This is a genomic window from Flavobacterium sp. SP2, assembly GCF_057626655.1.
In genome coordinates this window covers 557,061-579,503 of record NZ_JBVHBT010000001.1, presented here as the reverse complement: position 1 = coordinate 579,503, position 22,443 = coordinate 557,061, and the positions used below count along the sequence as shown (strand labels likewise).

26 protein-coding genes are annotated in these 22,443 nt (G+C 32.1%); 10 read left to right on the top strand and 16 right to left on the bottom strand.

Features of this window, described 5'->3' with window-relative positions; genetic code table 11:
* Positions 1 to 43 precede the first annotated feature (43 nt).
* Positions 44 to 805: an NYN domain-containing protein gene (locus tag ACZ098_RS02885; RefSeq protein WP_487310227.1), complete on the bottom strand. Its 762-nt coding sequence runs from the start codon at positions 803 to 805 to the stop codon at positions 44 to 46.
* A 213-nt stretch (positions 806 to 1,018) separates the two neighbouring features.
* Here ACZ098_RS02885 and ACZ098_RS02880 point away from each other — a divergent pair, with 213 nt between their 5' ends.
* Positions 1,019 to 1,978 carry an ion channel gene (locus ACZ098_RS02880; RefSeq protein ID WP_487310226.1) on the top strand — a complete coding sequence of 320 codons (960 nt, stop codon included), beginning with the start codon at positions 1,019 to 1,021 and terminating at the stop codon, positions 1,976 to 1,978.
* Between the two features lie 28 nt (positions 1,979 to 2,006).
* Here the strand turns inward: ACZ098_RS02880 and ACZ098_RS02875 are convergent, their stop codons facing one another.
* Positions 2,007 to 2,549, bottom strand: a complete 543-nt coding sequence (locus ACZ098_RS02875; protein ID WP_487310225.1) for a YceI family protein — start codon at positions 2,547 to 2,549, stop codon at positions 2,007 to 2,009.
* An 18-nt stretch (positions 2,550 to 2,567) separates the two neighbouring features.
* Positions 2,568 to 2,933 carry a hypothetical protein gene (locus ACZ098_RS02870; protein WP_487310224.1) on the bottom strand — a complete coding sequence of 122 codons (366 nt, stop codon included), beginning with the start codon at positions 2,931 to 2,933 and terminating at the stop codon, positions 2,568 to 2,570.
* A gap of 228 nt (positions 2,934 to 3,161) precedes the next feature.
* Here ACZ098_RS02870 and ACZ098_RS02865 point away from each other — a divergent pair, with 228 nt between their 5' ends.
* Both ACZ098_RS02865 and ACZ098_RS02860 read left to right on the top strand, forming a co-directional pair.
* Positions 3,162 to 3,551, top strand: coding sequence for an OB-fold protein (locus tag ACZ098_RS02865; protein ID WP_487310223.1), 390 nt, complete (start codon positions 3,162 to 3,164; stop codon positions 3,549 to 3,551).
* A gap of 33 nt (positions 3,552 to 3,584) precedes the next feature.
* Positions 3,585 to 4,424: a DUF5777 family beta-barrel protein gene (locus tag ACZ098_RS02860; RefSeq protein WP_487310222.1), complete on the top strand. Its 840-nt coding sequence runs from the start codon at positions 3,585 to 3,587 to the stop codon at positions 4,422 to 4,424.
* Positions 4,425 to 4,495: 71 nt separating this feature from the next.
* Here the strand turns inward: ACZ098_RS02860 and ACZ098_RS02855 are convergent, their stop codons facing one another.
* From ACZ098_RS02855 to ACZ098_RS02830, 6 genes are all read right to left on the bottom strand, one after another.
* Entirely contained in the window at positions 4,496 to 6,559 is a 2,064-nt protein-coding gene (locus ACZ098_RS02855; RefSeq protein ID WP_487310221.1) for an FG-GAP-like repeat-containing protein, read from the bottom strand.
* 27 nt (positions 6,560 to 6,586) lie between these two features.
* Positions 6,587 to 7,732: a hypothetical protein gene (locus tag ACZ098_RS02850; RefSeq protein WP_487310220.1), complete on the bottom strand. Its 1,146-nt coding sequence runs from the start codon at positions 7,730 to 7,732 to the stop codon at positions 6,587 to 6,589.
* Between the two features lie 109 nt (positions 7,733 to 7,841).
* Entirely contained in the window at positions 7,842 to 8,387 is a 546-nt protein-coding gene (locus ACZ098_RS02845; protein ID WP_487310219.1) for an acyl-CoA thioesterase, read from the bottom strand.
* A 5-nt stretch (positions 8,388 to 8,392) separates the two neighbouring features.
* Positions 8,393 to 8,761 (bottom strand): 6-phosphogluconate dehydrogenase, encoded by a 369-nt coding sequence (locus ACZ098_RS02840; protein WP_487310218.1) that lies wholly within the window; start codon positions 8,759 to 8,761, stop codon positions 8,393 to 8,395.
* Positions 8,762 to 8,775: 14 nt separating this feature from the next.
* Entirely contained in the window at positions 8,776 to 10,197 is a 1,422-nt protein-coding gene (locus ACZ098_RS02835) for a DNA recombination protein RmuC (protein ID WP_487310217.1), read from the bottom strand.
* Between the two features lie 48 nt (positions 10,198 to 10,245).
* Positions 10,246 to 10,521 (bottom strand): hypothetical protein, encoded by a 276-nt coding sequence (locus ACZ098_RS02830; RefSeq protein WP_487310216.1) that lies wholly within the window; start codon positions 10,519 to 10,521, stop codon positions 10,246 to 10,248.
* A 156-nt stretch (positions 10,522 to 10,677) separates the two neighbouring features.
* On the opposite strand from ACZ098_RS02830, the gene ACZ098_RS02825 reads away from it, so the two are divergent.
* The gene (locus ACZ098_RS02825; RefSeq protein WP_487310215.1) at positions 10,678 to 11,250 is read left to right on the top strand and encodes a pseudouridine synthase; all 573 of its coding nucleotides are present in this window, start codon (positions 10,678 to 10,680) and stop codon (positions 11,248 to 11,250) included.
* A 31-nt stretch (positions 11,251 to 11,281) separates the two neighbouring features.
* The gene (locus ACZ098_RS02820) at positions 11,282 to 11,734 is read left to right on the top strand and encodes a tRNA (cytidine(34)-2'-O)-methyltransferase (protein WP_487310214.1); all 453 of its coding nucleotides are present in this window, start codon (positions 11,282 to 11,284) and stop codon (positions 11,732 to 11,734) included.
* Here ACZ098_RS02820 and ACZ098_RS02815 read toward each other — a convergent pair.
* Entirely contained in the window at positions 11,721 to 12,503 is a 783-nt protein-coding gene (locus ACZ098_RS02815; protein ID WP_487310213.1) for an ABC transporter ATP-binding protein, read from the bottom strand. The two genes, ACZ098_RS02820 and ACZ098_RS02815, sit on opposite strands and share 14 nt — an antisense overlap.
* A 65-nt stretch (positions 12,504 to 12,568) precedes the next feature.
* Positions 12,569 to 13,279, bottom strand: coding sequence for a DUF4197 domain-containing protein (locus ACZ098_RS02810; RefSeq protein ID WP_487310212.1), 711 nt, complete (start codon positions 13,277 to 13,279; stop codon positions 12,569 to 12,571).
* Between the two features lie 174 nt (positions 13,280 to 13,453).
* Between ACZ098_RS02810 and ACZ098_RS02805 the strand changes: the two genes are divergently transcribed.
* Together ACZ098_RS02805 and ACZ098_RS02800 are read left to right on the top strand one after the other, a co-directional pair.
* A complete protein-coding gene (locus tag ACZ098_RS02805) occupies positions 13,454 to 16,882 on the top strand; it encodes a methylmalonyl-CoA mutase family protein (RefSeq protein ID WP_487310211.1) in 3,429 nt (1,142 codons plus the stop codon).
* A 95-nt stretch (positions 16,883 to 16,977) separates the two neighbouring features.
* Entirely contained in the window at positions 16,978 to 17,604 is a 627-nt protein-coding gene (locus ACZ098_RS02800) for a hypothetical protein (RefSeq protein WP_487310210.1), read from the top strand.
* A gap of 109 nt (positions 17,605 to 17,713) precedes the next feature.
* On the opposite strand, the gene ACZ098_RS02795 is transcribed toward ACZ098_RS02800, so the two are convergent.
* The gene (locus ACZ098_RS02795) at positions 17,714 to 17,932 is read right to left on the bottom strand and encodes a DUF5963 family protein (RefSeq protein WP_487310209.1); all 219 of its coding nucleotides are present in this window, start codon (positions 17,930 to 17,932) and stop codon (positions 17,714 to 17,716) included.
* Positions 17,933 to 18,062: 130 nt separating this feature from the next.
* Between ACZ098_RS02795 and ACZ098_RS02790 the strand changes: the two genes are divergently transcribed.
* Positions 18,063 to 18,920 carry an alpha/beta hydrolase gene (locus tag ACZ098_RS02790; RefSeq protein ID WP_487310208.1) on the top strand — a complete coding sequence of 286 codons (858 nt, stop codon included), beginning with the start codon at positions 18,063 to 18,065 and terminating at the stop codon, positions 18,918 to 18,920.
* Between the two features lie 49 nt (positions 18,921 to 18,969).
* A complete protein-coding gene (locus ACZ098_RS02785) occupies positions 18,970 to 19,443 on the top strand; it encodes a GyrI-like domain-containing protein (RefSeq protein ID WP_487310207.1) in 474 nt (157 codons plus the stop codon).
* Positions 19,444 to 19,446: 3 nt separating this feature from the next.
* On the opposite strand, the gene ACZ098_RS02780 is transcribed toward ACZ098_RS02785, so the two are convergent.
* The 3 genes from ACZ098_RS02780 to ACZ098_RS02770 form a co-directional block, all read right to left on the bottom strand.
* Complete coding sequence (locus tag ACZ098_RS02780) at positions 19,447 to 19,818, bottom strand: YchJ family protein (protein WP_487310206.1); 372 nt, start codon at positions 19,816 to 19,818, stop codon at positions 19,447 to 19,449.
* Positions 19,819 to 19,824: 6 nt separating this feature from the next.
* A complete protein-coding gene (locus ACZ098_RS02775) occupies positions 19,825 to 19,965 on the bottom strand; it encodes a hypothetical protein (RefSeq protein WP_487310205.1) in 141 nt (46 codons plus the stop codon).
* A gap of 67 nt (positions 19,966 to 20,032) precedes the next feature.
* Positions 20,033 to 20,599 carry a DUF1543 domain-containing protein gene (locus tag ACZ098_RS02770; protein ID WP_487310204.1) on the bottom strand — a complete coding sequence of 189 codons (567 nt, stop codon included), beginning with the start codon at positions 20,597 to 20,599 and terminating at the stop codon, positions 20,033 to 20,035.
* A gap of 131 nt (positions 20,600 to 20,730) precedes the next feature.
* Between ACZ098_RS02770 and ACZ098_RS02765 the strand changes: the two genes are divergently transcribed.
* Positions 20,731 to 21,240 (top strand): hypothetical protein, encoded by a 510-nt coding sequence (locus ACZ098_RS02765; RefSeq protein WP_487310203.1) that lies wholly within the window; start codon positions 20,731 to 20,733, stop codon positions 21,238 to 21,240.
* Between the two features lie 53 nt (positions 21,241 to 21,293).
* Here the strand turns inward: ACZ098_RS02765 and ACZ098_RS02760 are convergent, their stop codons facing one another.
* A complete protein-coding gene (locus ACZ098_RS02760; protein WP_487310202.1) occupies positions 21,294 to 22,265 on the bottom strand; it encodes a TerC family protein in 972 nt (323 codons plus the stop codon).
* Between the last annotated feature and the right edge of the window lie 178 nt (positions 22,266 to 22,443).

Sequence of the window (22,443 nt, the reverse complement as noted above, 5' to 3'; positions counted from 1 at the left end):
AGTTTTTAACTTATCTTTAAGTTGTTATATTTTTATTTTCGGGCTAATGTTTTCTCTTGACATAGATGTGTTTGATATTGTTTTTACCGCTATCTCGTTCGTCTATTTCGAATTTATTCATGCTTCTAAGTAAGGCTAACATTTTAGGAAAGCCATAATTTCTAGAGTCAAAATCGGGTTTCTTTTTTAACATCAAATTTCCTAAATCTCCCAGAAACGCCCAGCCGTTTTCATCTTCTAGGTCGGAGATACTATCCGAAAATAATTTGATTATTTTAGGGTCAATTTTGCTAATCGGATTGTTTTGCTTGGCTTTGACTGTTGTTTTAGGATTGTTGTTTTCGGTTAAGGCTTCAGGCTCATTTTTATTTAATATTTCGATGTAAATAAATTTATCGCACGCGGTAATAAAAGGTGTTAGGGTTTTCTTTTCTCCTATTCCTATTACTTTCATTCCTGCTTCTCTAAGTCTGGTTGCAAGTCTTGTAAAGTCGGAATCGCTAGAAACTATACAAAAACCGTCTACTTTACCGGTATATAAAATATCCATTGCATCTATGATTAATGCACTGTCGCTGGCATTTTTTCCTGTTGAATAACTGTATTGTTGAATGGGTGTTATCGCGTTTTCCAATAGTACTTTTTTCCAACCAGAAACAGTAGGTTTGGTCCAATCGGCATAGATTCGTTTAAATGTTGGCGTGCCGTATTTTGCAATTTCTTCGAACATTTCTTTTACGTTTGCATACGGTACATTGTCGGCATCAATTAGTACTGCAAATTTTAAATCATTTTTTGTATTCATAGGGTTTTACTTATGCTCAAATGTACTGAATTTTGCCCAAACATTGCTCTTGTTTAGCCCAGATTGCAGTGAAAAGCCATTTGTTTTAAAATTGCTATTTTTGTTGCTGTAACAAAGCGACCAACGGAAGCTCTTGTTGCAGCTTACAAAATGCAGTTTTAAGACAAATGCTTGTAGCGAAAAGCTGGATTGACTTCTAATAAAAATAGTACAATGGCGATATTGAAAAAAATTAATGGTAAAGCTAAAGCCGATGAAAATACTGGCTTTGGAACCAATGCTCAAAGTTATGGTGGTCGATTTTTGAATAAAGATGGTTCGGCCAATATTGAAAAGAGAGGTATGAACTTTCTTGCCAGAATTAGTTGGTACCATACGATGATTTCGTTGCCAGCTTGGAAGTTTTTGTTGATATTGTTGAGTTTTTATATTGCCGTAAATTTTGTTTTTGCAAGTATATATTTTGCAATCGGAATTGAATATTTAAGCGGTATTGACACTTCTGGTTCTGAAATAGTAAAGTTTGGTAAGGCTTATTTTTTTAGTGCGCAAACCTTTACTACTGTGGGTTATGGTCATATAAGTCCGAACGGATTTTTAACCAGTGCTTTGTCTGCAGTGGAAGCATTAGTTGGTTTATTGAGTTTTGCGATAGCAACAGGACTGTTTTTTGGAAGGTTTAGCCGACCAATTGCTTTTCTAAAGTTTTCTCATAATGCAATTATTGCACCTTACAAAGATGGAAGGGCATTGATGGTGCGATTGGCTCCTTACAAAAACACCAATTTTACTGATGCTGAAGCCAAAATAACGCTGGGGATGGTGGTTGAGGAAAATGGGAAAATGGTTAATAAATTTTATACGCTCGATTTAGAATTGCATAAAATTAATGCATTAACTTTGAGTTGGACATTGGTGCATCCGATTGTGGAAAGTAGTCCGTTTTATGGTTTTTCTGAATCTGATTTTAAATCGATTGAGGGTGAAATTATGGTTTTTATCAAAACGTTTGATGATATGTTTTGCACTACAGTTGCAGCTAGTACTTCTTATATTTTTGATGAAGTTGTGTACGGTGCAAAGTTTGATGTAATGTATTTTGAGAACAATGCCAATACCGTAACTATTATTGATTTGGATAAATTGAATTCTTTTAAGAAAGTAGATTTATAAAAAAACCTCCTAAAAAGGAGGTTTACTATTATTTGACTGTGGCTTCTAATTTTAAATTTATTTTATTAGAAACTTTATTTTTAACTACTGATGGTATTTTAATATCATAATCACTTGCTAATATTGAAAAGTTCGATACAATTTCGATTCCAGCATCGGTCTTTTTTATTTTGGCAATTACTGTAATGTCTTTAGTTTTTCCATGTATTTCCATCTTACCTTTTATAGTATAATCTTTGGCAGTGGTGGTTAATGCAGTGGCATCAAAATTATCAATTTTACCTTTAAAAGTAGCTTTTGGATATTTATCGCTTTCTACATAATTTTCGTTGAAATGTTCTTCCATCAATGCAATTTTAAATCGAAAGCCCTTCATTAAGGCTAAACTTGCAATTTCTCCAGTTTTTGGGTTCAAAACTACGGTTACGCCATTGTTTGTTGCTTTAATTTCTTCAAATGCTGGTACAGATGCTTCTAGCGTTATCTTACCCGATTTAGACATTAACTTATCTTGCGCGATAGCCAAGGTACTAACTAAGAATAAACTTAGGATTAAACTTATTTTTTTCATAGCTTTTTTTTTAAAAATTTATTCTTGTAATCCGTCTGCATTCCATTGAACTATTACGTCGATAGTACTTTGTGGTAATCGTGGTCCGCCTTGTGGCATTAATAATCCATCTCCGTTTTGACGTTGCATTCTATCAAGTAATCCTCTATTTTCGTAGGCATCTTTCACTTGTGCATAGGTAACTAATGGCATTGGCGCACCATTAGTTGGAACTGCACCATGGCAAGAAATACAATTATTGTCAATTATAGATTTAACATTTTGGGTGTATTTTACTTCGCCAGTGATAACGGTATCACCTATTAAATCATCAACGCTATCGTTAGTACAACTTGAAAAAGCGGTAGCTAAAATTATTGTCGAGAAAAGAATTTTAAATTTCATAGTATTTTTTTTATTTATCAGATTTAGTACTAATTGCAATTTTATTTAAAAGTATAAAAATATTTTAAAATTTTAAATACTTTTACTAAGTATTTATATGATACAATTACGTAAACATTTTCTTTTTAGTTTTATTTATTAAGTATTTAAATGAAATTGTTTGAAAATGCTTAAAATCCAAAACTAAAAAATTTTCGTAACTCATTGTATAAAATAATTCACAGCAATATGAAGAAAAAAATAGGTTTAGTAGTAATTTTTTTAATTTTTGTAGGAACTCTAGTTTATTTATATGCTTATAAAGACCATCGAAATATTGCTACAGAAAAGTCAGATTTTGAAATTACAGTTTTAAAATTAAAAACTGAATTTTTAGAAAATGATAGCATTGCTAATCTAAAATACCAAGATAAAACAATTGAAGTTGTAGGAAAAATTACCAATGTAGATACTGAAACTAAAGGTATCGTTCTAGATGACAAATTGTATGGAACTTTTAACGAATCGTTACCAACAGATCTTGCAGTTGGAAAAGTTGTTAAAATTAAAGGTAGATTTATCGGTTTTGATGATTTGCTAGAAGAATTTAAATTAGATCAAATTAGTGTTGTAAAGTAGTATATAATTAGTTTAAGCTTATAAATAAGTATCATGAAAAAAATCGTATCGTTATTATTATTAATTCCTTTTTTGTCTTTTTCACAAGAAGACCTGCTTGCTGGTGTTGACTCTACAAGTGTTAAGGAAAATGTTTCATCAGCCTTTAAAGGTTTGAAAATTGTAAATTTAGAATCTACAAAGTTAGCAGCTAAAGGTGATTTGTATTTTATAGTTGCGCATCGTTTTGGTTCGGTAAAAGATGGATTTGAAGGATTTTATGGTTTAGATAATGCGAACACTCAAATAAAATTTTTGTATGGTTTAACCGAATGGTTGACTATTAGTGGAGCAAGAAATGAGTTAGCTTATGATTTTTCTGTAAAATACAATTTAAAAAGTCAAGTTAAAGATGGTTTTCCAGTATCTGTTGTTGGGTTTAACAGTTTGGCAATAAACAATACATTGAAAGAAAGTCTTTATCCAAAATTAACTTTTGACAACCGATTGATTTATGTATCACAATTGCTAATTTCAAGAAAATTTTCTGAAAAATTATCGCTAGAAGTTGCTCCAACTTTTTTTCATGAAAACTTTGTGGATAACGACGAACAAGATAACTCACAATATGCCATTGGTCTTGGAGGAAGATACAAATTGACAAAAAGATGGTCTTTAAATATTGATTATGCTGCACATTTGAATCGTGCATCAAATTCTGTTTACAAGAATCCACTATCTATAGGTTTTGATTTAGAAACTGGTGGCCACGTTTTTCAAATGCACTTTACAAGCTCTCAAGGAATTCATGAAGCAGGATATTTAGGTCAAACTACGGGAGATTGGACTAAAGGTGATGTATTTTTCGGATTCAACTTGGCTAGAGTATTTTAATATAATTGAGTTAAAAAAAGTCCCATCAATATTTAAAATTGATGGGACTTTTTTATTGTAATTACTTTTAGTTATTCTTTTATGAATTTTTGAGAGTACGATAAGCCATCAACATCTTTAATAACTAAAATATAGGTGCCAATACTTAAGTCTTGAACAGATATACTGTTATTATCTAAACTTGGTTTAGCAATAGTTTTCCCTAATAAATCCATAATTTGAATTGAAGAAATAGTTGCTGAGTTTGGTAATTGAACTGATATACTATCTTTTGCTGGATTTGGATAAATTATACTATTATTTATTGCAAAATTTGAATTGTTAAGTGTTGAACCTTCGTTAACAAGTAAAGTTTGATTTATACTCGGATTTACAATTGTATCTACAATTCCTGATGGCCAAGTAATGACTATTTGACTAATACTATTTGATGTTCCTAAGCCAAAATGCGCATTCAATGAACTCATGTATTTAAATCCTTCACCACTTCTTATATCTCTTATTTGTTTGCCCCAAGCACCATAAATAGCAACTCTAGCTCCAATTCCGTTTTTGTTACTTTGAACTCCATTAAGAGCTACTTTTATCCAATTATTAGCATTTGGAACGGCATATCTTATAGTTGAACCGTTTAGGAAATCTATAAATCCATCATTGTTTAAATCTCCAACTGCACCAACGCTAATTCCACTATAATTTACCGGTGCAAAAGTACTGTTGCCTTGGTTGAACATTATTTTTCCGCTTGCACCAAGAACATCTACAAATCCGTTGTTATCAAAATCGTAAGCAATATTGTCAATGTTTACCGATGCATTTGTATCCCATCCACTTCCAGCAGTAATATTACTGTAAGCTTCTTCAACACTATTGGATGTATTTAAATTGTTTCTAAAATAACGATGTGTTCCAGCACTTGCTGTAATAATAATATCCATATCGCCGTCATTATCAAAATCGGCAATTGCAGACGACCATGTTTGTATCGGTGTTACATTTATTTGAGCAATTGCAGAAATATTGGTGTAAACTCCGTTTCCGTCATTTCGATGAAGTTCGCATGGTGGTCCAGAACATTTTGAAATAAAAACATCAGAATCACCATCATTGTCAAAATCGGTAAAAAGTGTGGCGTAATTTCCGCCTCCTGATCCAATACTCATTGCTCCAGGAGTAACTGATGATTGGTAATGAGTTAAATTTCCAGATGCATCGTTTAAGTAATAAACATTTGGTGCAATATCATGGCATGAAAAAATATCTAAATTTCCATCATTATTTAAATCAGCAAAATTTGTTCTTTGACAAAAAATGTATTGACCAGGTGTAATTCCGGTGTAAGCAGTACCCGTACTGTTAGATCTTAATATCGATAAACCACTTCCACCACCAAGAACGATGTCATTATACCCATCTTTATTGTAATCTCCAGCAGCCAAACTCCAATTGGGCATATTACTCACATTTGTAAATGCAAAATCGGTTGGAGTGAAACTACCTGCAGTTGGTACTTGATAATGGATTCTTAAATTATTAGAACTAACTCCAACGATATCATCTTTATGGTCGTTATTCATATCTACGACTCCCAAATTATAGGTACTGTTGATTGTATTGACAGTTTGTGTAGTGTAGGTAATTGGAGTAGGGATAGGAGCTACAAATGGATTTTGAATTAATTGAAATGAAAATCCTGTATTGCTACTGGTATTTAACCATCGGTTGTCAAAAGCAATGTAGTAGGTTGTTCCAGCAATTACATTAAATGTTGCTACTGATGAATAATTGGATCCTGTGTCATCATCACCTGAATAACACACTAGGTTGCTACATGTACCTGTGTAAACGTGAAACCTTGTGTCTTTTCGTGGTGTATTTGCTGCGATGTCTGTAGTTACAGTAACAGTATAATTTTGCGAAGGTGTGTAGGCATACCATTCGCCTGCAGGAATATTGGCAGCAGGTATAGCACCATTTGACGCATCACACAACGGTGATGGAACTTGAGTACCATTAATTACACCAACAGCAAATATTCCAGCTGTTGTTATAGCTTGCGAAGTACTACAGGTATTTTGTGCTTTTGAAATTTGTACTAAAAAAAGTAAACAAATTAGTAAAGTAATTTTTTTCATAAGGTTGGTTTATTATTTTGGGTTAGGTTAAGGGCAAGCTTGTAATGAGTTGATCCATTGTTCAATTAGTGCAACGCCTTCTTCATGAATAATGGTTCTTCCGTGCAAAGGCATTCTGTAATTTTCATTATCTGTATTCAATCTGTAATACAACATTGAACGATCAATATTCCCTGGTTTTACTATTGAACTAAGTGCTGGTGGAAAATCTTGTAAATCTTGTGTTGTAACGCAAACTCCCATATTAGTATTTCCTACGCCATTAGGTTCGCCTGTTTCTTTAAATGAAAATCGCATTGGTCTATAATCACAATGATGATCGGTTTGGTGGCAATGCGCACAATTTATATCTACATAAGATCTTGCTCTAAGTTCGATAGATTTAGAGGTGTCTTTGTAATCAACAGTAGTGTTTTGTGCTGATGGTAATGCGAAATTATCAGTAAGATATCCTTCTTGAATCCATTTAGTTAACTGATTTACGTTAGTTGAACCATAGTTTTTACTAAAGTTTAAGTTTTGCGGCTTTATGCCTATTGGTACATTAACTGCCGTGGTAACTCCATTGATAACTTTATTGGTTTTATGACAAATGATGCATTGAACTTCGTTAGGTATTCTATAATTAGCACTCTTCACTACATTGTTTTCATCTTTCCATGAAACCTCAGTAAAACTTCCTTCTAAACTGTAAAAGGCTTCTGTTTGTTCTGCATTCCAAATATAATCGGCAAATATCCAACCCGAAGTTTTTCGAATCATGATTCTAGTTTCAATGATTCTAGTTCCTCCAACAGGTGTTATATTTTGAACGTTATCGTAATAAAATGTTTTGATTAAAGCTGCGCCAACAGGAAGCTCAAGCGTTTTTTCATCACCATTAAATGTTGATGTAGTTCCGTCTGGCATCCAAACGAAGCGTTTTTTCTTAGCATAATCTGTAAATAGTGAACTCGCTGGTTCATAAGGAAGCACATTTAAAGAAGGATTTTGATTTTTCATTTCTCCATCAAAAAAATGATAATCAGATAGTTTCGGGTAAGGAACTTGCGTAAGGTCAACTGTTACTGGAGATACTTCTACATAATCGTCATCATTTTCAGAATCGGTACATGAAATTATTAATGTGGTTAAAAAAAATAGCACTAGTGCCAATAAGTAATATTTCTTCATAGTTTTGGTTTGAATTAGCCAAAAATATAAAAAAAATCTTAAGTTGTTAAAAATAATTAGATTAACTTATTTTATTATCACAATTGTTCCGAAATATCTCATAAAAAACTTAAAAAACAGCAACTTTCACATTGTACTTTGAAAGATTTGCTATGGCTTCTTCCGATTTGTAATCAAAAATCTCTTCATGAAGATTTCTATCTTTTTTTAGAGCAATTTGTTTGACACAATTATAAAAACGACGGACTTCTTCAAAGTTGGATAATATTAATTTTGGAACTCGAATATTTTTGCCATTTTCATCTTTAGCAACCATTGTAAAGTAACTAGAGTTGCAGTGTTTTATTTTTCCACTTTGAATGTTCTCAGCATCCACTTTGATACCCACAATCATTGAACTATTTCCCACATAGTTTACACTCGCTTTCATAGTCACAAGTTCGCCAACTTCTATTGGGTTTAAAAAATCTACGGTATCAACAGATGCTGTTACACAATAGTTACCCGAATATTTGCTCGCACAAGCAAAAGCTATTTGATCTAACAATGACAATATATAACCACCGTGAATTTTTCCAGAAAAGTTGGTATGCGATGGCAACATTAATTCTGATATTGTAATTTTTGAAGATTGTACTGTTTTAAATTCCGACATAGAACTTATTTAAAATTGAATGGTGATTTTTCTTTTTCAACTGAGGTAATGTAATAATGCGTATCACCCCACCAAGGAAACGTTCGGTACCGTTCTTTGTAGGATACTTTTACATATTGACCTTGCAGTGTTTTTAAATCGTCAATTACTTTTTGCTCACTATCTAGTACTGAAAATTTGAATATTTGTGCACCAGAAATTCCTTGGCTTATTTCGCCTTCCCAAGTTTTAAAAACATAACCTTTACTGCTTATTTTTATTAATTCGCCACTTCTAACTCCTTCACTGTATGTGGCATAGTACACAAATGCAAAATAAGCAATAGATACAATTGAAACAGCTAGTACTGCATAAAACATGATTTTTCGTAACATAGTATTTGTATTTATTATTCTGAAATTTTTTCAGATTCGGTTAATTCATTTTCTAATATTGTAGCTCTATTTATAATATTATCGGGTAATGCTTTTTTTGCTTTAGCACCCATTTTTTTTAATTTTTCTACGCTTGTAATAAGATTTCCCTTTCCATCTACAAGCTTGTTCATTGCACCTTGATATTCTACTTTGGCTTCATCCATTTTTTTGCCTATTTTGACTAAATCTAATACAAATCCTTCAAATTTGTCATACAAAGCGCCAGCTTGTCTAGCAATTTCAATAGCATTTTCTTGTTGTTTTTGATTGGTCCACATACTGTCAATAGTGCGAAGTGTAGCCAGCAATGTTGATGGTGTTACAATAATTATGTTTTTTTCGAATGCTTTATTGTACAATGTAGTATCTTCGTTTAGAGCAATTGCAAAAGCCGATTCAATAGGGATAAAAAGTAGCACGAAATCAGGGCTTTCCATTTGATATAAATCATGATAATTTTTGTTGCCCAATTGTTCTACATGTCGGTTGATCGAAAGTACATGTTCTCTCAAATACGAATTTTTTAAAGTACCATCTTCTTCATTTATATAACGTTCGTAAGCGGTTAAAGTTACTTTCGAGTCGACTATCATTTTTTTACCATCTGGTAGATTAAGCACTACATCAGGGAAAACTCTGGTTCCATTTTCTGCAACATGACTTTGCTGTACAAAGTATTCTCTATTTTTTTCTAAACCCGATTTTTCTAAAACGCGTTCCAATACCAATTCACCCCAATTGCCTTGCATCTTAGAATCGCCTTTCAGAGCTTTGGTAAGATTTAAAGTTTCTTTACTCATCTGTTCGTTCATATCACGAAGACCAATAATCTGTTGGCGCAATGCTGCGTGATAATCAATGCTTTCTTTGTGAGTGTCTTCTACCTTTTTTTCAAATAAATGAATTTTGTCTTGCAAAGGCGACAAAATGTTTTTTAAATTTTCTTTATTTTGTTCGGTAAATTTATTGGTTTTTTCTTCTAGAATTTTGTTAGCCAAATTTTCAAATTCTTTACTAAATTTTTCTTGAAGCTGTTCTACTTCTTGCTTTTGTTCTTTGTTTCGTTCCCAAAGATTTTCGAAATCGGTTTCTTTTTTTGACAATTGAATCGCTAATGATTCTTTCTCGTTTCGAATAGTTTCTTTCTCGGAGTTAGAAACTACAAGTAATCGTTCGTAGTGCAATTTGTCGGCTTCAATTTGTTTTTCAAATTGATTTCTTTCGTTTTGAAAGTGCTCTTTTAACTGATTTATTTGCGCCAACAATCCATTGGTTCTTTCTTCAAGCGAAATTTTATCTGATTTTGAAGATGCAGTAAAAAATAATTTTCCAAAAAGAATCCCAATAAATAATGCAATTACAAATACGATAATTGTTAAAATCGTGGCGTTCATGAATGATTTTTTAAAAGGTAAATATAAAAAAACTATTCATAAAACCGGTTAATTGTTGATATAAGAATACTGTTTGTCAAAACCATCATTTTTAACTCTTCTTTCCGAATAACTGTTGTAAATTAAGGATTTTAATCGTCTTTTATTTCTATTGATATTAGGAAAATTAAGAATAAATACCACAATACATATTAACATTGAAATAATTAATAGCGCCATAAAAATCAAATAATTGGTATCGTTAGAATCTTGGATGTTATTCGTGAAAACATATCCAAATACCATTAAAAAAAACACAGATAAAAATAAAATTAAAGTTTTCATAGCGTCGCAATTTTAAATTATTTATATCGTAAAATTAGCGTTATTTTTGTTTTTTGTATTTATATAATTTTAACTTAGATTTACATAATTCATATTTTTTGTTAAGTAAAATTTAACTAAAAGTAAGTTCATAATGTAACTATAAACTTTAGAAAAGTGAGTCATTCCAGGCATTTTATCCTATTTAAACCCTACGGATTTTTATCACAGTTTATTTATGAATTAAAGCGTCCTAAAAAATTACTTGGTGAGTTGTATGATTTTCCTGAAAACACAATGGCTATCGGACGATTAGATGAAGATTCTGAGGGTTTGTTATTGCTAACTACTGATGGAATGATGAGCGAAATGGTTCGTAGTAAAAAAGTTGAAAAGGAATATTATGTTCAAGTTGATGGAGTTATCTCTCAGGAAGCTATCGATCTTTTACAAGCAGGCGTTGAAATAGGTTTTAATGGTAAAAAGTATGTAACTAAAAAATGTAAAGCTCATCGTTTAGAAACAACTCCAAGTTTTCCCGAAAGAGCAAAAAAAATACGAGATGATCGTCACGGACCAACTTCATGGCTTTCCATAACAATTAGAGAAGGTAAATTTAGACAAGTGAGAAAAATGACTTCTGCCGTTGGATTTCCAACTTTAAGATTACTTCGAATACGAATTGGAAATGTAGGTTTAAACGATTTAAAACCTGGTGAAGTTCTAGAAGTAACCGATTTCGAATTATAAATAATTAGATCATTAAAATAAAAAATTTAGAATGTTAAATATAGTTTTGGTTGAGCCAGAAATTCCGAATAACACAGGAAACATTGGTCGTTTGTGCGTGGGTACAGAAAGTAGATTGCATTTAATACATCCGTTTGGATTTGTTATAAACGATAAAAACCTTAAGCGATCGGGTTTAGATTATTGGGTTCATCTAGATGTTACAGAGTACCAAAATATTTCAGAATGGATGGAGGTAATTCCAGATGCGTCTCGGGTGTTTTTGATGAGTTCACATGCCACACAATCTATTTATGAAAATCAATTCAGAGACGGTGATTGGTTGGTTTTTGGAAAAGAAAGCGTTGGTTTAAGTCAAGAAGTTTTATCGCTTTTTGAAAATCATTTAACCATTCCGATGAGTAAATTAATTCGAAGTTTTAATATTGCCAATTCTGTTGCTTTTGTAGTTGGAGAAGCCAAAAGGCAAATTAGTTTACAATAAATTTTCCTTTTGAAGCATCAAAAAATATATTTTCATTTTTGAAAAGTGTATCAAAAACACCATCAGAAATTAAGTTACACGGTTGGTCGTGATGCATTGAATTTTCGGTCATCACAATCATTTCATCCGATAATTGAATAGCTAAATCAATATCATGTGTAGAAAATAAAATACATTTTTGAGTTTCTTGAGAAAGTTTTTTCAAAAGTTTGAATACTGAAACCTTGTGCAATAAATCCAAGTGAGTTGTTGGCTCGTCTAATATTATTAAAGGAGTGTCTTGTGCTAAAGCTCTAGCAATCAAAACTTTTTGAAGCTGTCCATCACTTATTTCATGATATTTTTTATTAGATAAATGAGCAATTTCAGTCAAAGATATTGCTGTATTTATTTTGGTTACATCTTCATCTGATAGCTTGCCTAGCCAATCAGTGTAAGGTTGTCTTCCCAAGGCAATTAAGTCGAAAACGGTTAAATTACTAGTGGGTAATTTTTCGGTTAAAACAACACTTAAATTTTGTGCCAATTCAATTGTAGTATAGTTTTGAATATCTTTTGTATTAAGGAAAATAGTTCCAGACAATGGTTTTTGAATGCCTGTTAATGTTCTCAATAGCGTTGATTTTCCTATACCATTGGCACCAACTAGGCTAATAAGTTTTCCTACTTGCAAATTTAAATTTAGATTCGAAGCAATACTATTTTCGGCATTTTTAGTTTTATAACCAATGCTTAAATTAGAAGTTGAAAGTATGTTTTCTGAATTCATTTTTATAAAAGAAGAAGTTGCAAATTACTATATAAAAGATTAGAAATTTGCAACTCTATAAAAAATTATTTCTTATCCTGCATAGCAAAGACTTTCTTTAACAAGTCTGAACTTCTAGCATTAATATTGGTTCGAATGTTTTTTTCCTCAACAGCAACCATTTTAAAAACACCTTCTAAGGCTTTTGTAGTGGTGTAATCGGTTAAGTCGGGATTCACTTTTTTAACTAAAGGAAGTGCATTGTATTTAGAAATTATGTTTGCCCAAACTTTATCGGCACCAACTTTCGCAAAAGAATTTTTAATAACTGGATTAAATTTTCCATACAAAGCGGTAGTGGTACTATTTTGTAAATACGAAGTAGCAGCACTTTCATTTCCTAGCAAAATCGTTTTGGCATCGGTAAAACTCATTCCCTTTATGGCGCTTACAAATATTGGAGTTGCTTCTTTAACCGCATCTTCTGCAGCGCGATTTAGCATTTTCTGACCTTCATCTGCTAAAGAAGATAAGCCAATGCGACGAAGCGCTTGATCTACCTTTTTAAGTTCTTCTGGCATTAGAATTTTTACAGCTTCGTTTTTGTAAAATCCATCTACAGCGGTCAATTTTACAACTTGTTTTTCAATTCCATTATTTAAGGCTTCTTTTAATCCACCAGCAATATCAACGTTACCTTGATTTAAAATTCCTGGCAATTGATTTCCAATTTGTTGCATTTCAGCACATCCAGAAAATGAAGTTGCTGTTAACAGCAATAAAATAATTTTTTTCATGTCAATTTTTTTTTACTTGCAATACAAATATAATGCCTCAAATTCAAGCGCGCTTCTTTGTTAACAAAGATTTTTGTTTAATACTGAAACTTTCCAGTAAATTCCATTTGATAAATCACTATAAAAATTATTAAATTCGTAAATTGCACACCTAAAATCGATTAAAAATTACAAATGGAACCACAAACTCCTTATATTCCTAAAAATAAAGTAAGAATTGTTACTGCTGCATCACTTTTTGATGGTCACGATGCTGCCATAAATATCATGCGTCGAATTATTCAATCAACAGGTGTTGAAGTTATTCACCTTGGTCACGATAGAAGTGTTGAAGAAGTTGTAAATACTGCAATTCAAGAAGATGCCAATGCCATTGCAATGACATCGTATCAAGGCGGACATAATGAATATTTCAAATATATCTACGATTTGCTAAAAGAAAAAGGAGCAGGTCATATCAAGATTTTTGGTGGCGGTGGCGGCGTTATTTTGCCATCTGAAATTTCAGAATTACACGAATACGGCATCGAAAGAATTTATTCGCCAGATGATGGTCGTGCCATGGGATTGCAAGGAATGATTAACGATTTAGTACAGCGTTCCGATTATCCAATTGGTGATAAACTAACTGATGAATTAGCCCATATTGAAGATAAAAATCCAACTGCAATTGCACGATTAATTTCAGCAGCAGAGAATTTTCCTGAAATTGCAAAAGCGGCTTTTGATGAAATTCACAAGAAAAATGAAACCAATAAAATTCCGGTTCTAGGAATTACAGGAACTGGTGGCGCAGGAAAATCATCATTAGTAGACGAATTAGTAAGACGATTTTTAATCGATTTTCCAGAGAAAACCATCGGACTAATTTCTGTCGATCCATCAAAACGTAAAACTGGTGGCGCACTTTTGGGCGATAGAATTCGTATGAATGCTATCAATAATTCTAGAGTATACATGCGATCGTTGGCAACACGTCAATCGAATTTGGCTTTGTCGAAGTATGTAAACGAAGCGATTGAAGTTTTGAAAGCTGCAAAATACGATATCATCATTTTAGAAACTTCAGGAATTGGTCAAAGTGATACCGAAATTATGGATCACTCGGATGTTTCGCTATATGTTATGACACCAGAATTCGGCGCTGCAACGCAATTGGAAAAAATCGATATGTTGGATTTTGCCGATTTAGTAGCATTAAATAAATTTGACAAGCGTGGTGCTTTAGATGCCATCCGTGATGTTAAAAAACAATACCAGCGCAATCATAATTTGTGGGATGAAAATGTAGATACGATGCCAATTTTTGGAACTATCGCGTCACAATTTAATGACCCAGGTATGAACACGCTCTACAAATCTATCATGGATAAAATTGTAGAAAAAACCGGAGCCGATTTAAAATCGACGTTCGAAATTACGCGTGAAATGAGCGAGAAGATATTTGTAATTCCGCCACACAGAACGCGTTATTTATCTGAAATTGCAGAAAATAATAGAAAATACGACGAAGTTGCACTTTCTCAAGTTGAGGTAGCACAAAAATTATACGGAATCTACAAAACCATCGAAACCGTTTTTGGAAGCAAACCAACGTTAACAAAAGCCGGAATCGAAGAAACAATTCTGCATTCAAAAGATGAAAATAGAAACGAATTTTTAAATCTTTTGGTAAAAGAATTCGACCGAGTAAAAATGAATTTGGATCCTTACAATTGGGAAGTGATTCTTACTTGGGATGAAAAAGTAGCTAAATACAAAAATCCGTTTTATAGTTTTAAAGTTCGCGATAAGGAAATCAAAATTGCTACACACACCGAAAGTTTATCACATTCTCAAATTCCGAAAATATCGTTACCAAAGTACCAAGCTTGGGGTGATATTTTAAAATGGAATTTACAAGAAAATGTTCCAGGAGAATTTCCATTTGCATCAGGATTGTATCCGTTTAAGCGAGAAGGTGAAGATCCAAGCCGAATGTTTGCTGGTGAAGGCGGGCCAGAACGTACCAACAAACGTTTTCATTATGTTTCTGCTGGATTGCCAGCAAAACGTCTTTCTACAGCTTTTGACTCTGTAACTTTATACGGAAACGATCCACATATTCGTCCTGATATTTATGGAAAAATCGGTAATGCCGGAGTTTCAATTTGTTGTTTGGACGATGCTAAAAAATTGTATTCAGGATTTGATTTGAGTCATCCGTTAACTTCGGTTTCGATGACAATTAATGGTCCAGCACCAATGTTACTTGGGTTTTTCATGAATGCTGCCATCGATCAGAATTGTGAAAAATACATTATCGAAAACAGTCTTGAAGACGAAGTTGAAAATACCATCAACGAAATTTACAAGAAAAAAGGTACTATCCGACCAAAATACCAAGGTGATTTGCCAGATGGAAATAATGGTTTAGGTTTGATGCTTTTGGGAGTAAGTGGAGATCAAGTTTTACCTTTGGATGTTTACAACGATATCAAAATTAAAACATTAGCACAAGTTCGTGGAACGGTTCAAGCAGATATTTTAAAGGAAGATCAAGCGCAGAATACGTGTATTTTTTCTACAGAATTTGCCTTGCGATTAATGGGTGACGTCCAAGAATATTTCATCAAGCAGAATGTTCGTAATTTCTATTCAGTTTCAATTTCGGGTTATCATATTGCCGAAGCTGGAGCAAATCCTATAACGCAGTTGGCTTTTACACTTTCTAATGGTTTCACTTACGTGGAATATTATTTAAGTCGTGGCATGAACATCAACGACTTTGGACCAAATTTATCCTTCTTTTTCTCAAACGGAATCGATCCAGAATATGCTGTGATTGGTCGTGTGGCGCGTAAAATTTGGGCGAAAGCCATGAAAAATAAATACGGTGCCAACGAAAGAGCGCAAATGTTGAAATACCATATTCAAACATCTGGTCGTTCGTTACACGCACAAGAAATTGATTTCAACGATATTCGTACGACCTTACAAGCGTTGTATGCAATTTATGACAACTGTAACTCGTTGCATACCAATGCATATGACGAAGCAATTACAACTCCAACGGAAGAATCGGTTCGTAGAGCAATGGCGATCCAGTTGATTATCAATAAAGAATTAGGTTTGGCGAAAAACGAAAATCCAATTCAAGGTTCGTTCATTATTGAGGAATTAACCGATTTAGTGGAAGATGCAGTTTTGCAAGAATTTGACAGAATAACAGAGCGTGGAGGAGTTTTAGGCGCAATGGAAACCATGTACCAAAGAAGTAAAATTCAAGAAGAGTCGTTGTACTACGAAACGTTGAAACATACGGGTGAATTCCCAATTATTGGTGTCAATACGTTCTTGAGTTCTAAAGGTTCACCTACGGTAATTCCAGCAGAAGTTATTCGTGCGACAGAAGAGGAGAAGCAATATCAAATAGATATGTTGACCAATTTACAAAAATCAAGTGCTGATAAAGTTGCCGAACAAATAGAATTATTACAAACGGCAGCCATCAAAAACGAAAACCTGTTCGAATTATTAATGGACGCAACCAAAGTTTGTTCGTTAGGTCAAATCACTAATGGATTGTTTGAAGTTGGTGGTCAGTATAGAAGAAATATGTAATAAATAATTTAGAAAAAAAATAGACAAAAGACCTTTCAGAAATGGAAGGTTTTTTATTATAAATTATTTAGATTTGTTTAAATCAAATAACATCTATGTATAAATACTTTTTGATTTTTATAACTTCATTTTCTTTTGCTCAAACACCTTTTAGTAGAGAAAATTCTAGTAACACATTTGCTGTTAAAGGATGTGCTTATTTAAATTTGTTAGATGGTGGTTTTGGTTCAATTGTTGGTTTGGAGAAAGGATTTTTAAAAAATCAATCACTCGGAGTCAAATTTATTTACAATGTTTTTACGCCGCATAGAGAAGATACAGCAAATAATTATGAATCAATAGACTACACTTATGACAAAGATATTTCATTTATTATTGAGTATAAATATTATTTTGATTTCAATTTTCTTAAAGAAAAACTAGTAGTACCATATGTTTCTACATCTTATAAAAATGGTAAAAGAACTGTTGATAATGATAGAAATTATCCTCACGATTATTATCATCGAGAAACTAAATATAATTTGTTTGGACCAGCAATTGGAACTTTATTCGTTTTAGGAGAATCTAAAAAATGGACTATTGATACGCAAATTGGATATTTATTTGGGAAGAAAAATAGATATACAGAGTATGTTGTTCCAACACAGTTCAATAGGAATGATTCGTTTACTACCGATCTTTTTCGTTTTGAAATTATGCTAGCCTATAATTTTAATTAATAAATAATAGCTATATAGTGGTACAAATAGAAGATATCAATTTTTTAAAATTTAAGAAGATTAAATAGAAATAAAGACCTTCAATAATGAAGGTCTTCATTTATAAATTTTATTTTTTATTTATAGAATACAATCCGCCGGCGAAAAGTACCACAGCAAGACCAATAAACAGATATCCTTTTTCTTTCCCAGATTCGTTTGAAGCATCTATTTCTAATCCTAAAACTTTGACTTCTTTACTGTTGTTGGAAACTTTATCGATTCCTAAATAACCAACATAAAGTGAAATTAAGATTAATACTGTTCCTAGAATTTTTTCGATTTTCATAATGTTTTGTTTTGAATAGTGTTTGGTAAAATTACCAAGAACAATGTAGTAAGTCATTATATAGTAAAGATGTAACGTTATAAAATTACCATTAAAAAAAAATCTATATATTTATAAAAAAATATCAATCATGAAAAAATACTATTTAGCAGTAGCTCTAATTCTTTTTCTAAGTAATGTAACTTTTGCGGCCAAAGTGGATACACTCCAAATTGTAAGTAAAGCAATGAATAAATCCTACAATGCTGCTGTTGTTACTCCAAATTCGTACGCAAAAGGAAAAACGAATTATCCTGTTTTGTATTTACTTCATGGTGCTTATGGTCATTTTCGTGATTGGTTAAAAAGTACACCAAATAAAAATTTGGTAACCGACTTAGCCGATCAATACAACATGATAATTGTAATGCCCGAAGGTGAAACATTTAGTTTTTATATTGATAGTCCAGTGAATAAAGAAAGCCAATTTGAAACTTTCATAACGCAAGAAGTTATTCAAAAAGTAGATGCAACTTACCGAACAATTGCTACTAAAAATGGACGTGTTATAACCGGACTCTCTATGGGCGGACATGGTGCTTTGTACTTATCGAGCAAACATCCTGAACTTTTTTGTGCAGCAGGAAGTATGAGTGGCGCAGTGGATATGAATATCATGCTAAATCCTGAAGGTATTGAACGCACCAAAACGTTATTTGGACCAATTTTAGGTGACGAAGTTACATCGCCAGCTGCGTATAAAAGATATGCAGTTGTAGAAAAAATTGATTTATTTAAAAATAACAAAATGCCATTAATCATCGATTGTGGTGTTGATGATTTTTTAATTGAAAGCAACAGAGAACTGCGTCGAAGATTACTCTATAACAAAATTCCACATGAATATACCGAAAGACCTGGTGCGCATACTTGGGAATATTGGGACAACGCGTTACCATATCATCTTTTGTTTTTCAGTAAAATTTTAAAAAGTAACGGATCGTTATAAAAAACCAAGAAAACCTTTCGATATTGAAAGGTTTTTTTATTTTTGAAGAATGAAGCCAACAATAAAAACGTTCCCAAAGACAAATTTCATAGGTAAAAATAGTTCGTTTACTTATGCTGATTATCGTGTATTCGAATTATGGAGTAGTTTTATGCCAAGACGAAAAGAAATTTCAAATAGTATAGGTTCAGAATTGTATAACATCCAAATCAATCCAGATAATTTTGATTTTCAACCTACTACACATTTTGTGAAATGGGCTGCAGTTGCAGTTTCCAATTTTGATTCGGTTCCAGATGATATGGAAATTTTAGAAATTGAGGAGGGATTGTATGCCGTTTTTAATTACAAAGGTGATCAAAAAAATGCCGCTGCTTTTTTCAATTCAATTTATACCGAATGGTTGCCAAACTCAGAATATGAATTAGATAATCGTCCGCAATTTGAAATTTTAGGAGATAAATATAAAAATAATGATAGTAATTCGGAAGAAGAAATTTGGATTCCGATTAAAAAAATCTGATCATCAATAAACTCCATCAACATAAAACCATTTGTCATTTTCAAATATAAAATTTGAATGTTCCTGATGGATTTGCTCTTTCAATCGATTGTCTAAAAAATAGGCCTTGAATGCAACAGTAGATTCGGTTACTTCAAGAAGTTCTAATTTCAGCCATTTGTTACATTTTGACCAACTTTCAATTTCAGATTTTTTATGATTTTTTCGTGTCGAACTATGAGTGGTTTTAACTAAATAATCAATTGCAGCTGTAGCGTAAGCACTGTATCTAGAACGCATTAATGCTTCTGCTGTTGGTGCATTTTTTAAACCTGTAATGTAAGGTTTACAACATTCTTCAAACGATAGGTGATTTCCACAATAGCAAATAGTCATAGGTCATTATTGTTTAGCATCGTTAAACTTTCGTGCAATTTCTTTCAATTTTTCTTCACGCAGTACTTTCTTAGCTTTCGCTTTATCTTGTTCTTTGTGAAGTTTATCGTTATGCTTTTTAATGTTTCGCTCGTTATTTCTTCCCATACTCTAAAGTTACACTATTTTAAATAATAAAGGTTTAGCAAAAAGTTAATTTTTTTTAAGGAAATCCTCATTCAATTTTCGCTAGTTTTAAATAGCCAATATGTAATTCATCTTCTTTGCTGTCTGTATTATTTTTAGTTATTAGTAAGTCGTAATGATCGGTAAAGATTGGACTTAATATTTCCTTAACGGTGAAAATATCGTCTACATCAATTCCAAATTTATCGTCTATGTGAGAGGTTGCTCCTTTAAAACCACAATGTTTATAAAATGAAGTTGCTTTAGCTTTTTTTATAGCTTCCGATAGATTTTCGGCAACGGTAACAATTTTATAGTGAAATTCATCAAATTCATTTTCCTTATAACCTCCAAGATTAATAAAAAATAAATTTAGATTTTCTGTTTTTGCTGCGTCTTTTGGAACCACTTCAATTGTATATCCGTCCACTGCTGTTACTTCGCGCCACACATCAATGTGAATATTGCCTTTGGCTTCAGGCCAAAATTTTTTCATGGTTGGTATCAATTCTTTCAACGAATGTCCAATACCGAAAAAAATGTCGTGTTGCTCTGTATATCGGCCTTGAGGTCGGCAACCTAACATGGCCATATATAATTTTGGTGGTGTTATCATGAGGTAAAAGTACAATTTTTTGTTAAAACTAAAGTTTGGCACAAGTATTGGTTATTATCTTTATATCATAAATCTAAAAAATATATAGAATGAAACCGAAGATTCACGAAAACCAAAAAAACAATAATACTATGAGAAAAAAACTTACTTTAATTTTAGCTTTTATCGGGATGATAACGCTAAACAGCTGTACTACACAAGACGACGATATTGATAATGATACTATTAGCACCGTTTTTGAATATTCAAATGTAAATTTTGTTGGTCCTAGTTATGGTGTATTTTTAGAATTTCCTCGTCCAATATTTGCATCAGATATGGTTTTAGTATACCGCTTGTCTGCAGTTGATCAAGGTGAAGACGTTTGGAAACTTTTACCAGAAACTTTTTACTTTCCTGATGGGACTTTAGATTTTGCTTACAACTATGACTTTACACGTTTTGATTCTAATGTTTACTTAACAGGAAACGATTTAGAATCTGTATCCAATAATTTTAGAGTAAATCAAGTTTTGAGAGTGGTTGTGATTCCTGCTTCTTTTGGAAATAAATCTGCTTCTAAAACCGAGTTTAGCAATTATAACGAAGTGATAAAAAAATACAATATCGACGATAAAAATATTCAAAAAATCAAACTTTAAATATACTGTTCGTATTAAACAAAAAGCTGTCAAAATCAATTGACAGCTTTTTTTTATTCTTCATCTCGCGAAGGTTTATGTTCCAATTCGCTTTTGTTTTTGTGTAATGAGTATAAAATTCCAATTGTTAAAGACAGGGCAATAAATGCTAAGGATGCCCATTCAGGAATTTCAATGTAGTCATGTGCTAACATTTTGATTCCTACAAAACTCAAAATTGCAATCAAACTGTATTCTAGATAACTGAATTTTTCTAACATATTTGCCAAGAAAAAGTACATGGAACGCAAACCAAGAATTGCAAAAATATTAGAGCTAAAAACTATAAAAGGATCTGAGGTAATAGCTAAGATTGCAGGAACGCTATCCAATGCGAAAAGCATATCCATAACCTCAATTACAATTAATGCTACAAATAAGGGTGTTGCATGGTTTTTATTGTTTTCTTTAATAAAAAAATGTTCGCCATCAATATGTTTGGATATTGGTATAAATTTCCCTAAAATTTTATAAATAAACGAATCTTTAGGTTGAAAATCTTCTTCGTCTTTGGTGAAAAGCATTTTTGCAGCTGTGAATAGTAAAAACACACCAAATACATATGTCATCCAACTTACTTTATTAATAAGGATTACTCCAAAATAAATCATCAAACCACGAAATACGATAGCGCCAAGTATTCCCCAAAAAAGAACGCGATGTTGGTATTTCTGCGGAATTTTGAAAGATGAAAATATAATTGCGATAATAAATATATTGTCAACACTCAAAGACAATTCTATTAAATAACCGGTTATGAATTTAATAGAAGCAGCAGCTGGTTTGAGATTGTTAGGATTTCCAATCATTTGGTTCTGGTACAATAAATAAATCACGCCAGAAAAAGCAAACGACATAAATACCCAAATTGCTGTCCATTTTCCAGCTTCTTTAGAACTGATAATATGAGGTGTTTTATTAAAAACACCTAAATCTAAAGCTAAAAACACCAAAATGGCTGCAATAAAAATTATCCAAACTATCATATTTAGTAGATTATGAATTTAAAATTACGAAAATTACAAGCTTTCAAAAAAGGTTAATTTGAAACTAGTATATCCTTGCAAATATAATTCTTTTTAACGGCAATAAAAATTCATTGCGAACAATTAAAAATTAAATATTATTAAAATAACCCTCAAAAAAATAGGGTATACTTATTTT